The sequence below is a fragment of the Mycobacterium sp. 1165178.9 genome (assembly GCF_001673555.1).
Lineage (GTDB): Bacteria > Actinomycetota > Actinomycetes > Mycobacteriales > Mycobacteriaceae > Mycobacterium.
Map to the genome: position 1 here is coordinate 1 of NZ_LZMB01000472.1, position 13,388 is coordinate 13,388.

Sequence of the window (13,388 nt, forward strand, 5' to 3'; positions counted from 1 at the left end):
CCCGCGCCCGGCGTCCCGCTACCGCCGAACGCAAACCAGTTGCGCCCCAACGCCGCTCCCTTCCCGCAGCCCCAGCCTCGGTAGCGGTGCCTGGTCATTCGTGTGTGTGGGGCGGCGCCCGGTCGGCGGCTGCACGACCGGCTGGGGCGCGGGCATGGCCGGGGGCGCGGCGGGAGGATCTACGTTCGCCTCGGGTGCCCCGCACGGTGTGGCGTTTGCAGTTGGCGCGGGCCCCACCACGAGGACGAATCCGATAGCGGCCGCCGACCGGGCGCCGCCCCACACACACGAATGACCAGGCACCGCTACCGAGGCTGGGGCCACTGATCTCGTCACTGCTAAAACCGACTGCTCCGGGCCGCCAGTATGCCGCGCCGCTGCATCCGCAAGCCGAGGTGCTGCCACCGGGGCCCAATCCGCCCGCGCCCGGCGTCCCGCTACCGCCGAACGCAAACCAGTTGCGCCCCAACGCCGCTCCCTTCCCGCAGCCCCAGCCGCAGCCGCAGCCGCAGCCCGAGCCGGGGCCGCCGCCTCCTTCGATCGCGGGTGCTCCGACGTCGCTCGTCGACTGGGTGACCGGACCGAACGGACCCAACAAGACCCTGCAACGTTTCAGCATCTCCGGTACCGACCTCGGGATTGCTTGGGACAACGGTGATCCCGCCAACCGCCAGGTGCTGATGGCCTTCGGTGACACCTTCGGCTACTGCAAGGTGCACGGCCAGCAGTGGCGTTACAACACCCTGTTCCGCAGCAACGATCACGACCTGTCCAAGGGCATTCACATCGCCGACGGTGTGCCGAACGACAGGTATTCCGGCTCACCGGTGTGGGCGCCCGGGCTTTCCAAGCAGGTCGTCAACACCATCCACAAGGCCGCCCACGAGACCGGCATCATTCCGACCGCGGCGATGTCCATGGGCAGAACCCAGTACATGAGCTACATGTCCATCCGCCAGTGGGGCCGTGATGGCGAATGGTCGACGAACTACTCGGCCATCGCCAGGTCCAACGATAACGGCCAGAACTGGGGGATCTTCCCGACGACCATTCGCACGGCCTCGCCGGATGCCATTCCGGGAGCGGGGTTTACGCCCGGGAATGAGAATTTCCAAATGGGCGCGTTCATGAAGGGGAACGACGGTTACCTCTACCAGTTCGGCACCCCGTCAGGACGCGGCGGCGCGGCATTTCTCTCGCGCGTCCCACCGAATCAACTGCCCGACCTGACCAAGTACCAGTACTGGAACGGCGACAACGGCGGCCACTGGGTGGCGAACAACCCGGGTGCGGCGACGCCGATCTTCCCGGGCCCGGTCGGCGAAATGTCGGCGCAGTACAACAGCTATCTCAAGCAATACCTGGTGCTGTATACCAACGGCGGCAGCAATGACGTGGTGGCACGGACCGCCCCAACGCCGCAGGGGCCCTGGAGCCCCGAGCAACCGCTGGTGTCGTCGTTCCAAATGCCCGGGGGTATCTACGCGCCGATGATCCATCCCTGGTCGTCGGGACGAGACCTGTACTTCAACTTGTCGTTGTGGTCGGCCTACGACGTGATGCTGATGCACACCGTGTTGCCCTAGAGCCGTTGCCGGCGAACAACGATGGTCGAGTGACTAGACGCTTTCGCTCGCAGACGCCCGGGGGGATGCGGGCGTCTGCGGCGTAAGCTGCCGAGGATGTACAAGCCGCCAAGGCCAATTAGATAGCGGCTGAGAGTTTTTCACGGTGCCGCCGTCGCCAGGGAGGTATCGGCTAGGGAGGTGGCAGCGGAATCCACCGCTTGCCATCCGTTGTCCAGCCGCAGGGCAGGTAGTTCCAGTGCGCCGGCGGATCGGGGTCGAAACTCAGACATTTCGGCGCGTAGAACGAAGGGCCGGGAGGGGGTGGAGCCGGCTGGTTCTCGGCGCGTGCGATAGCCCCGCTGAGCATCACGGCTCCAACGGCCATCAATGTCGCGAATAGCTTCCGCATTGCAAACTCGGCGAGTCTTCTACCCCGGCGAAGCGGCGGACGCTACGTTTCTTCCCTCACACGCACGGTGTCGATGCTAGTCCTCTTTTCCGTGCCGTGTGGGACTTGAGATTCTCGGCTCGCCGTCGGCTCGCCACGCGCTAGGCGACGTGACGATATGTCTGGCAGCGCTTTGCAGCCTGTCGACCGAGTCGGCCGGCCAATTGCAGCGGTCGAGGGCTGATACCGGCGGCGGCTCAGCGAGCGCAGGACAATAGGCGAAATTGATGAACGCAACCTGGACAGGGAGTCACAACGAAAAGTACGCTCGTGTTCTGCCATGACCGGCAAAGCAGGAATTTGTTGCGGCACAGGGCCGTGCAAGCAGGAGCATTGCAATGAGGTCTCTCGATTCGAGCTCACCTTCAGTGTTTGCGGCGAGCACCTCTGGGGTTGTCCTGCGCCGCCTGAGTCACCCGTTGCTGCCTACCCGTTACCTCACGCACGCACGTCCGTGCCTCGATATAGTTATCTCTGAGCAGACGCCCCAAAATAGTTGCCGCGCAATGGAAATCATCGCGAATCGGCATAGTCGCGGCATCGAGTCCTACCTGCAACGCCGACGGCATCGTCCGTGGCGCAACCGGGGATCTTAATCTTCGCGGGCCGAGCTATCTATGTCGTGATCGGCGTTGCACAGCAACTCCGACGATGTCGGCATATCACCCGCGGCTGAAGAAAGTCGTGGCGACGTCACGCGTCGTGCCGGTTGCCCGAGCCGCGTTCTGCCGTAGCGGGTCTGGGTCACGGACTGCAGTTATTCGATTGCCGTGGGTCATAACAAACGATGTCGCGATGCTCGGTCCTGCCGTCACGCACCGGGAGTGAGCCAGCGGCGTTGCAGCGTTGGATGCCACAGCTGATCGGGCCGGTGGTTCCAGACGCGAGCACCAAAAGTGCCGTTAGCGAATCAGTAGATGGGTATGGCGGCGGTCGCTGCATGTTGCATGGGCGAGATCGCTGTGCCGTTAGTTACGAGGTATAGCAATGGATTTCGGAGGTTTGCCGCCGGAGGTCAACTCCGGCCGGATGTACATGGGTCCCGGGTCGGGGCCGATGCTGGCCGCAGCCGCGACGTGGGACGCGTTGGCCGCCCAGTTGCACTCGGCGGCGGCATCATATGAGTCGGTGATCTCGAACCTTACCGGCGGCTGGCGGGGTCCTTCGTCGGCCGCGATGTCGGCCGCAGCGGCGCCGTATGCGGCGTGGATGAGCGCGACTGCCGCCCAGGCCGAGCAAACCGCTAATCAGGCGCGAGCGGCCGTATCCGCCTATGAGACCGCCTTCGCCGCGACGGTGCCGCCGCCGATAGTTGCGGCCAACCGTGCACGGCTGATGGCTCTGGTCGCGACCAACTTTCTCGGTCAAAACACTCCGGCGATCATGGCCACTGAGGCCGAGTACGCCGAGATGTGGGCCCAGGATGCGGCGGCGATGTACGGCTATGCCGGTTCCTCGGCATCCGCCACCCAGATGACGCCATTAAGCCGGCCACCGCAGACCGTCAACCCGGCCGGCACGGCGCTACAGGCAGTTGCGGTCGCGCGCGGTGCCTCTGGTGCAACGAACACGCAAACCGTGCTGCCACAACTGATGTCGTCCGTGCCGCAGTCGCTGCACGCCCTGGCAACGCCCGCCGCCGCTTCGGACCCGCCGTCGCTGTTGTCAGCGTTCGACTCGGCCCTCACGGGTCCGTTGGGGCCCGTCTCGTTGTATGGCATCGGGGGCAGTCCGTACCTGCTGGGAGTCGAGAGCTACCTGGTGCCCCAGAACGTGGCGAATGTGAACAGTGCCAGACAACGACTCGACAGGGACAGATCGAAGCTGCGGTCGCTCGGCAGGGACGTCGGTCCGGAGACACGGGTGGTGAGCACAACGGCCTCCAGCAGCGCCGGAACGCCGACGGGCATGGGCCGTGCCGGAGTGGTCGGTCGTTTGTCGGTGCCGCCGGGATGGGTCGCGGCGGCACCGGAAATCCGGTCGGTCGCCGCGGTGTTGCCGCAGATTGATTTCACCGGCACTCCGAGCGTGGTTGCCGCCGAGGGGCAGGGGGCGCTGTTCGGCAACATGGCCGCCTCCGGCCTGGCGGGGCGCGCCGTGGCCGCTGCGGGTGGTGGTTCTGCTCGCGGAATGGACCTCGGGGGCAATGCATTCGGGCGCGCGGCGACCACCGCCACAATCATCGTCATCAACGCGGACGACACGCAGGAATAGCCCGCGGTCGCCAACATCAAGGAGCAGCAATGGATTTTGGAGCGTTACCACCGGAAATCAATTCCGTCCGGATGTACGCCGGCCCCGGCTCGGGGACGATGTTGGCCGCGGCGTCGGCATGGGACGGACTGGCCGCCCAGCTCTACGCTGCGTCGGCGTCGTATGAGTCGGTGATCGCGAACCTGTCGAGCGGTTGGCAGGGTCCGTCGTCGGTGGCCATGGGGGCTGCGGCAGCACCCTATGTGGAATGGATGAGCACGAGCGGCGGACAGGCCGAGCAGGCCGCTTCCCAAGCCAGAGCGGCAGCGGCGGCCTATGAGACCGCATTCCTGGCGACGGTGCCCCCGGCGGCGATCGCGGAAAACCGCAGTCAGCTGGCGTCACTGGCGGCGACAAACGTTCTTGGGCAGAACACCGCCGCGATCGCAGCCACCGAGGCCGAATACGGGCAGATGTGGGCGCAAGATGCGGCCGCCATGTATGGCTACGCCGGTTCCTCCGCGACCGCCGCGCAGATGTCGCCGTTTGGCCAGCCGCCGCAAACCACCAATCCCGTTGGAGCGGCCGGTCAATCAGGCGCTGTCGCTCAGGCTGCCGGCACGGCGCCGGCCAGCGCGCAGTCGGCCTTGTCGCAGCTGATGTCGACGACACCGCGAACGCTGCAAAGCCTCGCATCGCCTGCGGCCGATCCGTCGTCATTGACAACGTTCTTGAACAACCTGAATTCCACGCCCTTAGCGAGGATCGCCGCGAACATCGAATTCGTCACCAAAGGTATTCGGCCTGTGAACGACACGTTGCTCAGCCTCAGCTTGGGCCTGGTGGCGACAGCACGTACCTGGGGCGATACAGCGGTCGATCTCGAGGGACCATTATTCGCGGCGCTCGGTTCAAGTAGCCAGACGGTGGGGGCAGCGGGTGGGGCTGCGGTGTCGGCAAGCGTCGGCAGTGCGGGCTTAGCAGGAGCCCTATCGGTGCCGCCGAGTTGGGCCGTGGCCAGCCCCACGGTCAAGCTCGCTGCCACTGTGTTGGAGTGCACTAGCACCGGTGCCGCTCCAGCGGCCGTGAGTGGCTTCTCGGGTGAGATGGCCCTGGCGGGCTTGGCCGGAGGCGCCCTGGGTAGTGTCGTGTCCCGCGGGGTTACCGGAGGCGGCGTGCGGGGCTTGGGCCGCCGCTCTTCGGACAACGACGGCAAGACCCCGGACAAGCTCAAGACCGTCCTCGCGGAACTGCAGGAGACGCCCGAGGCAGTTCAGCACTGGCATACCGACAAGGCGCATCTGGAAAGCCTCTTGGACCAGCTGTCCAAGAAGCCCGGCGTCCACGCTGTGCACCTGTCCTCGGCCGACAGATCCAAAGCCACCCCTCCCCGGCCTATGTGGGGCTGAACGTTCTGCTAGCGGGTTGTATCCCAATTCGGTTGGCTCGCAGCATCTTCACGAGTGCAGCCGCTGGGTCTGACTGGCAGGAGCCTGCGCCGTTCAGCTAGCCAGCTTCCGCCAAACGCAAGGAGGGCGCCGTCTCTTTGAGCCTCCCGAGGCCACCGATCGCTTCGACCGCTTGCCTGAACCGCCCATGCTGATCGAGCGCCCACTCGAGCATCGCGGGCCACCGATCCACGTCCGCAACATCGTCGAACTGCGATTCGACGCAGATTGCGGCGGCCTTCTTACCAGGCTTGTCGTCCCACTCGGCGACCTGGCCCAGGGCCCGCTCGAATTCATCTTTGAGCGCACGGAGTGCTTCGAACCGCGCCACATTGATGCGGGCATCGGGGCTGCTGAAGTAAAGCTGCACGCAGAGGCCGTGGTGAGTGAAGGCGGTTGAGTAGGAAACCGCGCTCGTGCCGGTAGGGAGGTTGTATCTCGAGGCCCGTGTCGGTGTTTTCCGCTTTGTCCAGCCAGGGTGCTCCGTACCTACACGGTTGAGGAACTGCTCCCAGAAGTCCCAATACAGCTTGGAGCGCTCGGTTAGCGTCGCCGCCTTACCTTTGGTTGGCTGCGTGACCCCGTCAAAGTCCGGCGCCAGAGTGGAGCCGTCAGCCTGGACCACCTCCGTCTCGACTCCCGCAGCGCGAACATCGGAGTCTCGTGCGACTGCTTTCCTAGCGGTTGCGGTTCGGGTCTTCACCTTCGCGGCTCGCGCCTTCGTGGGTCTCGTCTGAACGACCAACGCCCCGAGCACGATTCCACCGATAGCGACAAAGAAGACAACAAACAGAATGTAGAAGAAGTTCGCCGCATCCATGGCGTTACCGCGAGACAACCAGCCGGCCGAACTCGGCGGGAGATCCGCACCGATGCCGGCTCATCGACTGGGCAGTCGAGAGACGGGCCACTACGCGTGACCGTTGAACGCCGTCGTGGGCGTGAGATGCGCCGCGGGACAACATGCTCGCCCGAACCTCCGGGATTGGTGATGCGGTGTGGTGACGTCGCCCGACTCGTCGATTCGAGCGTAGATGCCTCCGCTTTCAGTTACACGGGAAATTGTGAAACTTGCCCAACCGATCCGGACCGTTGAGCCGTCTGCGCGGATCGGGGCGGACCACCTGACCCACGCTCACGTCAGCGAAACGATGGGCGGAGCGGTCGGATGGGTTTCTCCCTGCCTTGCCTCTCAGAGGCCACCGCACCGGGAGGGGGCCAAGATGGGTGACCACGGCGGACAATCCGGCGGTAAGGGTTGGGGCGGGGGCGACGGGATTGGTGTTGGGAATAGGTTGGGTCCCTCCCAATAGTGTGCGGGAGCGTGAGTCCGCACGTCGTACGCGAAGTAATAGGTGTGACAGACACTCATATCCCAAACTAGGTCTGCATCTGAGCGCGGTGGATCATTCGGCATATCTTGTCCTGGGCACCATTGGAATGGGCCATAGGTATAGGCATGGGCGGCACCAGCGCCCAGTCCCAAACCTGCTACGCCCAAACCGCCGGACATCAACATGATCGTTGCTAACCCGACGATTTCTCGTTTCATAAAACGCAGATTATTCCCAGATGACCCGCGAAGACTAGAAAATCGCACAGCTCTATTTACGTGGATCGTTCGTTGCTGTGAAGCTGGCAGTGCGGTGACTCGAGTCCGTTCGGGGGTTCCCGTCGAAACAAGGTCCGCGGGCGCGCTCACCACGGGGTCGAGCAACGAGAATTAGGGGCAATCGTTGGCGACGATAATCCCCCCGAAAAGCATTGTGCCGGGAGGACTGTCAGCCGTATGACGTCAGGTGGTGCTGGACATATTGTCTTCGGGTGATGCCTGACGAAGTTTCGGCCGACGATTCTTCGGCTGACCCGTGACCCTCTCTGGGCGAGGGGCATGAGCATGGCTGAACTGTGCTTTGTGGCTAGGCACGCGGCTCGCCACCACGATCTGCGGCCTGAATGTCCTGCCACCCCGCAACTCGACCTTGATCGCCGGGTCGGCGTACTGTGCCAACGCCCGCAGCGCCGACTTGCTGTAGGCGCGCAGCGCGCTGATGAACCCGTCATGCGGCACCGGCAGAAATGGTGCGAACGGCAGGGTCAACGACAACCGCGCAACGTGCACCAACGACGGTGGGCGCGACACGTCGATGATCAGCAGTTTGTGGGCGACGCGGGTGCCTTCGGCGAACACTCGGGCGGCCAGCGGCGGTTGCAGGTGGTGCAAAGACAACGCGAACACAGCGAGGTCGTAATGCCCATCGGGCGCGTCGATGGCGGTGGCGTCCATCGCGCGAACCACCGCCCGCGGATGTTCGCCAAGGTCGCCCGCGGCGATGGTGGCCACGAATGTGGGATCGATGTCGGTGACCGTCACTCGAGCGGTGGGATGCAGCTCCAGCAGCGCTCGCGATAACCCACCGTGTCCGGCACCGAGTTCGACGATGGTGGGATCGGGAACGTCCGCGACCTCATCGAGCACGACACGCGCAAACTTCTTCTGCGTACCCGAAAATTTCTCCATGCGGTCCAGTGAGCGGACCACCTTGCGTTTCAGGTCGTCGACGTCGTCGCGGTCGAGGTATTCCAGACGATCGGTCTGCAGCCGCCGGTCCAGCCATGAAGCGTCCGGCCCGCCGCGCGGCATGCGGTCGATTTGGAAACTCTCGGCGGCCACGCTGCGACCACGTTTCGAGCCGGTCAGAAAGTTCAACAACAAGCCAAACACCCCCCGCGTGATCTTATGACGCTGCCCGATTCGTGCGGAGGTGAATGCTACACGTACGTTAATTGTCTCCTGTACGCACACACCGAGTCGTTCGTCGGACGATTCTTATGTCGCTTCCTGACGGTGAGGTACCGAGCGCTCAGCGTGGATATGGGCCTGTTGGACCTTATTCAGCTCAAGCGCGTATCCCTGACGCCGACATTGGTCGAAGGCACTGACGTTATCTAAGGTCCTACCGGGCAGGGATAACGCTCGCGCGTGTGCCGTCCGAGGCCCGCATCAAGCGCCCGACAATTGTTCAGACGCGGCTCCATGGCCGGCAACGGCGCGGAGCGGCCATAGCAGCGGGGACTCCATTACAATAGGGTCGCCCCGCACCTTCGGCGCACTTACTGAAATTCGAGGTAGTCTACGCTCAACGCGACGATGCGCGCCCCGAAAGCGCCTCCCTTGTAGGTGTTACATGCCAGGGTTACGGTTTCGTCGCGAGTAGTGGTGAGTCCGGCGAAGAGTGTAATGCCTGAATTATCCCATTCGTTTAGATAAATCCTTACTTTTTCAAGTTCGATGTTTGCATCATAAAGAAGCCGGGCTTCGCCGTATTGCTTCGAGCCATCGTAATTCCACAGCACGACTGTGCCCATGAGAAGCCAGTTGAGTTCTTGGCGGTCCGGGTTGCGCAGGTCTACCTTTGCGACGATGACGTCGCTGAAATGATCGAGATTCACTTGATCGTATATGCCATTGATGATGGCCCGGCTCGTACCCATTGGCATCTCCCGTCATTTAGATCCGAGTGAGCGGAAAGACTACGCGATGGGCGCATCGGACGGGTTTGATTCAGCAAAACGACGATCATCGACTGGCCTGGGCTCGGCGCTGATGACCGCCTAAATATAGAACCACGTGGCCTCAACCATGGCCGTACCTCGTGCGGCCATGCTCCATACTCCAGTGCCATTGTCAGACTGCGCTTTTCGAGGGCGAAATACTGCCGCAGCCTTTGGCTCGTTCGGATGGTCACCTGCTGAGCTTTGCGTGCCCCCTGTCCAGAAATATCTCTAGCCACTGCTCGATGGGCAATCGCCGGCCACTTCAGGCTCTCCGTTGAAGCATCCGTCTGCGGTCGGAGTAGCTCTGAAAGGCAACCCTAAATGCCGCCCGGCCATCAACCGAGGACACCCCACATTGCTACGAATACGGCTTGACCCACACCGAGACATGTGGCGACTCAACCGGCGGCGGCGTGCACTTAATCGCGAGCCGGGGCACGCTGTCGAAGCCAGCGCAACCGCGCGGCAAGTCGGCCGTCGTCAAGTCGATGACGAACCACGATGCCTTAAGGCCGCCCACGCTTGGACGTGGCTAGCTTGGCGCCCCAAATGAAGGGAGCGCGCAAGATGGCGAAAATGGAGAGAAAGACGCCTAACATGCAGCCGGGATTTGGATTCATAGCGCGAAAGTTACTCGTACCTGGGTGCGTGGACTGCGCTTTTAGCAACCTGGTTCAACACGGACCAAATAAATCCTGACGGGTGGCCGTTCAGTCGCGCCGTGGGTACTCGACCGTTCCTTCTTCCTCGTTAGCCTTATCAATCGCCGCGTCCACCGCTTCGATCAATTGGGGCTCATCATCGGGCCAACATGCTGCCTCGATTCTGTCGACTCCGTCATGTTCTGCCCGGAAACGGTCACCGCCGGAAAACTGCTTCTTGAATTGCTGGCGCCAGTTGGCACCTCTGGGCCAGGCCGGAAGCGGCGTGGTCTCAATCTCGTACACGTTCCGCGCCTGCGCCAACACCGACCCGAACAAGGCGCTCGACCTGGACACCAGCTTGGGTTCTCCAACGCGCGAAATGCCGAGGTTCATTCGCAGCAGTCCTCCGTCTCGTCAGCCGTCCTTTCACGTTGGTATTGCCACGATGCGCAAAATTACGCGCCCAGTCGAAACGCGGGATATTCTCCGAAGCTTGCATAGGCCAAGCCAGCACTACCGTTATCAGAAGTGCCCCCGGCAGGATTCGAAGCTGCGACACCGGCTTTACCAGTGACGATTGCTGCAACACCGCTTGAGCTATGAGCCAAGAGAATTCGACAGCAGTCCGCTTTGCGGGTAACCGTCGATTCTCATCGGCTCTCGGTCACAACCGATGAACAATGATGGGTGGATGAGGCCGCTCGTGGAACCGGATCCTTCAAGGTGCGTCTGCGTAATTGTCGGTCGCCCTGCATCCTCCGAGGCGGCCCGATCCTCCCGTGGTTCAGGGACAACCACCGCTCCCGTGCTGTCAAGAGGGGTACACCTCGCAACCGCGCGGAACAAGTGACGTAGTCGGCTACTCGTGCCCGCTCGCGGGATCGTGGCGACGATCTAGCCATGAAACCCAACCTTGCACCACCCGCCCAGGCAACGTGGGTCGACGAATGGGACAACATCGGGACAGCCGTCAGGGCATTCGACGGCCCGGAGTGGGTAATCGAGCGCGCCAGCGATCGAGGGCGACGCGCCGACATCGTGGTATCGGTCATCGGGCTCCAATACGCCGACGGGCACGCTTCGCGGGAGATCATCATTGACTGCCCCGGCACCCCGATCATCACGCCAGGCGAAGCGCGAAAGGTGGGGAGGGCGCTGATCGCAGCGGCCGATGTAGCGAGGGGTGACAGTGGCTGCAACGCATGATATTTGCCGTTTAATCACAGCAGACTGCGTGACTCCTTCCGTTGCGCGTTGAACGCTGCGCCAACGAACATCTGACCAAGCCCACGATCGACTGTGGTCGGATGCCGAGACCGACGGCGCGTAGTGAGTGGGCGGTCTTTTTGACACGCGCCGTACGGCGAATAGCGTCGGGGCAAGGCCCGGAATCGATGGCGACAGAGCCTGGACGCTCGCCGGCGCGCCACGCTTGTGTCGTCATCGACTTGACCACCGCCAGCTTCCCGCGGCGCTAATCCGCTTCAAGGAGCGTGCCCCATACCGCGACGAGTTGGCATGGGGGCCACGGGCTCATGGCGCGTCCCAAGCCACCAACAGAAGCCCATTTCGCTCTTTGGACGATATTTGCGCACGCGTCAAAATGTCGATAGCATCGGCCCGCCCGCCGGTCGTCAACCTGGCGCGGTGAGCTCCCACGTTGAAAGGTGTGACCGCTGAAACCGAAGAGCAGCAAAAAGATGCTTAAAGCCGCCGCACTGGCCGCGGTGCTGACCGGAGGTGTGGTGCTGGTGTCGTCGGGCGTCATAACGATCGACCTTGAGGCAATCAGAGTGGAATGATCCGCTGGCCGCTGCGCGCCTGCGCGGATCGCACGCCCTTATTGGCAGGTCGGCCGTCGTACAAATCTTCGGACTTGCCCCGAAATCCGGCCGCCCCAATGCGAGAAGGGGGACAGGCCCACTCAACTCTTCAGACGTGGCCTCGGTACTCGACGGTTCCCTCTTCCTCGTTCGCCTTCTCAATCGCCGCATCCACCGCTTCGAGCAAGTGGGGCTCATCATCGGGCCAACATGCCGCCTCGATTCTGTCGCCTCCGTCATGTTCAGCCCGGAAACGGTCGGCGCCGGAGAACTGCTTCTTGAAGTGCTGGCGCCAGTTGGCACCTCTCGGCCACGCCGGAAGCGGTGTGGTCTCCATCTCGTACACGTTCCACGCCTGCGCCGACACCGACCCGAAGAAGGCACTCGACCGGGGTAGCGGCTTCGGTTCTCCAATGCGCGCAATGCCGAGGTTCATTCGGCGCAGTCCTCCCGTCGTCTCAGTCCTTCTTTCCCCTTGTGGTGTTGCCACGACGCGCGGAATTACGCACCTAGTCGAAAGACGGTTGTCGATATTGCGGTCGAGAGGTTCGCAGCGTGGGAAGACATACCCGCGCGTGGTATCAGGGCTCCGAGGCGGGCCAAGCCGGACCGGCCCGTCAGCGTGTCCACCAGATATAGCCCGAAGTCACGAAAAAAAGCTGACCTACGCGATGTTGTGCGACTCCGATTGGGCTAGCAGAATTCCAGGTCGACCTGCTGTACTCCCCGCGGCGAACCCGCAAACGCTGGTCGAGCAAAGCATCCGCCACATCGATTGAAGGCAGCGGCCCATCCCGCTCCCGAGCCGCACAGCGAAGAGCCGCCACCAATCGCAGTTCGCAGTCGATGGTCTGCACGAATCGGTGCGGTGGGCTTATGTTCTAGGGAATCGTACTGTGGGGCACTGTTCAAGAAGGTGTCACTGCTCTTCCGGTCGTGCGAAGGCGTTCAGCGGATGGAGACCAGTTGGTCGATCGAATCCCGAGGCAAGTCGCCGTCAACGATCGCGGTCACCACCAGCCGGGTCAGCTCGACTGCGCCTCCGTGATTATCGAGGAACGCTGTGTCGGAGGCGTCGCGACCGGTGGCTATGCGCACCAGCGTCTGTCGCGGCGCTAGAAGCGTGGCATCGACCACCCGCCATTGGCCCTCGACCAATGCTTCGGCGACCGCGTGGAAGTCCATCGGATTTACGCCTGGCGCGTACACAGACACCAAGCGGGCCGGAACGTTGACTGCGCGTAACAGCGCCACCACCAGATGTGCGTAGTCGCGGCACACACCTTCGCCCGCGAGCAACGTTTCCACCGCCCCGTCGATCGGATCGCTGGAGCCGGGCACATAGTTCAGCCTGGTACCGACCCACGAGCTGACGTGCTCTAACAGCCTCGCCGAATTGCCGTCGTTGCCGAATTCGGTTGCGGCGAAACCATAGAGCTTATCGGCCTCGGCGTAGCGGCTGGGCCGCAGATACATCGACTGGTCGTATTCGTTCACCGGAGCCGCATCGGTCTGACCCACGATTGTCGCAGCGTAGTCGACTTGAACGGACGGCCAATCCGGCCCTTGGAAGTCAGCGGAGACCACGGCAACCGTATCCATAAGTTCGATGCAGCGGTGGGCACGCTGCAAGTCGACTACGCTGCGACAATCGTGGGTCAGACCGATGCGGCTCCGGTGAACGAATACGACCAGTCGATGTATCT

8 protein-coding genes and 3 pseudogenes are annotated in these 13,388 nt (G+C 63.0%); 4 read left to right on the forward strand and 7 right to left on the reverse strand.

Annotation, left to right across the window (positions count from 1 at the left end; all coding sequences use genetic code 11):
• Positions 1–257: 257 nt before the first annotated feature.
• Positions 258–1,586: pseudogene (locus A5652_RS20295) on the forward strand (DUF4185 domain-containing protein); the annotation flags it as partial.
• 172 nt (positions 1,587–1,758) lie between these two features.
• On the opposite strand, the gene A5652_RS29250 reads toward A5652_RS20295, so the two are convergent.
• Positions 1,759–1,977: a hypothetical protein gene (locus tag A5652_RS29250; RefSeq protein WP_082984000.1), complete on the reverse strand. Its 219-nt coding sequence runs from the start codon at positions 1,975–1,977 to the stop codon at positions 1,759–1,761.
• A 1,026-nt stretch (positions 1,978–3,003) separates the two neighbouring features.
• Between A5652_RS29250 and A5652_RS20300 the strand changes: the two genes are divergently transcribed.
• Positions 3,004–4,230: a PPE family protein gene (locus A5652_RS20300; RefSeq protein ID WP_082984001.1), complete on the forward strand. Its 1,227-nt coding sequence runs from the start codon at positions 3,004–3,006 to the stop codon at positions 4,228–4,230.
• A 29-nt stretch (positions 4,231–4,259) separates the two neighbouring features.
• Positions 4,260–5,618: a PPE family protein gene (locus tag A5652_RS20305; protein WP_067355689.1), complete on the forward strand. Its 1,359-nt coding sequence runs from the start codon at positions 4,260–4,262 to the stop codon at positions 5,616–5,618.
• Between the two features lie 97 nt (positions 5,619–5,715).
• On the opposite strand, the gene A5652_RS20310 is transcribed toward A5652_RS20305, so the two are convergent.
• The 4 genes and pseudogenes from A5652_RS20310 to A5652_RS20330 form a co-directional block, all read right to left on the reverse strand.
• The gene (locus tag A5652_RS20310) at positions 5,716–6,477 is read right to left on the reverse strand and encodes a DUF4268 domain-containing protein (protein ID WP_067355692.1); all 762 of its coding nucleotides are present in this window, start codon (positions 6,475–6,477) and stop codon (positions 5,716–5,718) included.
• Between the two features lie 1,107 nt (positions 6,478–7,584).
• Positions 7,585–8,301: pseudogene (locus A5652_RS20315) on the reverse strand (class I SAM-dependent methyltransferase); the annotation flags it as partial.
• Between the two features lie 470 nt (positions 8,302–8,771).
• Positions 8,772–9,152, reverse strand: a complete 381-nt coding sequence (locus tag A5652_RS20325; protein ID WP_067355702.1) for a hypothetical protein — start codon at positions 9,150–9,152, stop codon at positions 8,772–8,774.
• Between the two features lie 773 nt (positions 9,153–9,925).
• Entirely contained in the window at positions 9,926–10,252 is a 327-nt protein-coding gene (locus A5652_RS20330) for a hypothetical protein (protein ID WP_067355705.1), read from the reverse strand.
• 507 nt (positions 10,253–10,759) lie between these two features.
• Here A5652_RS20330 and A5652_RS20335 point away from each other — a divergent pair.
• A complete protein-coding gene (locus A5652_RS20335; RefSeq protein ID WP_067355709.1) occupies positions 10,760–11,065 on the forward strand; it encodes a hypothetical protein in 306 nt (101 codons plus the stop codon).
• A gap of 726 nt (positions 11,066–11,791) precedes the next feature.
• On the opposite strand, the gene A5652_RS20340 is transcribed toward A5652_RS20335, so the two are convergent.
• Complete coding sequence (locus A5652_RS20340) at positions 11,792–12,118, reverse strand: hypothetical protein (RefSeq protein ID WP_067355712.1); 327 nt, start codon at positions 12,116–12,118, stop codon at positions 11,792–11,794.
• Between the two features lie 512 nt (positions 12,119–12,630).
• A pseudogene (locus A5652_RS20345) lies at positions 12,631–13,233 on the reverse strand (transglutaminase family protein); the annotation flags it as partial.
• Positions 13,234–13,388: the final 155 nt, after the last annotated feature.

Bases quoted from the DNA above. Each gene is read 5' to 3' on its own strand.
- A5652_RS20330 (WP_067355705.1), bottom strand. From the start codon at position 10,252: ATGAACCTCGGCATTTCGCGCGTTGGAGAACCCAAGCTGGTGTCCAGG.
- A5652_RS20305 (WP_067355689.1), top strand. From the start codon at position 4,260: ATGGATTTTGGAGCGTTACCACCGGAAATCAATTCCGTCCGGATGTAC.
- A5652_RS20310 (WP_067355692.1), bottom strand. From the start codon at position 6,477: ATGGATGCGGCGAACTTCTTCTACATTCTGTTTGTTGTCTTCTTTGTC.
- A5652_RS20325 (WP_067355702.1), bottom strand. From the start codon at position 9,152: ATGGGTACGAGCCGGGCCATCATCAATGGCATATACGATCAAGTGAAT.
- A5652_RS20335 (WP_067355709.1), top strand. From the start codon at position 10,760: ATGAAACCCAACCTTGCACCACCCGCCCAGGCAACGTGGGTCGACGAA.
- A5652_RS20300 (WP_082984001.1), top strand. From the start codon at position 3,004: ATGGATTTCGGAGGTTTGCCGCCGGAGGTCAACTCCGGCCGGATGTAC.
- A5652_RS29250 (WP_082984000.1), bottom strand. From the start codon at position 1,977: ATGCGGAAGCTATTCGCGACATTGATGGCCGTTGGAGCCGTGATGCTC.
- A5652_RS20340 (WP_067355712.1), bottom strand. From the start codon at position 12,118: ATGAACCTCGGCATTGCGCGCATTGGAGAACCGAAGCCGCTACCCCGG.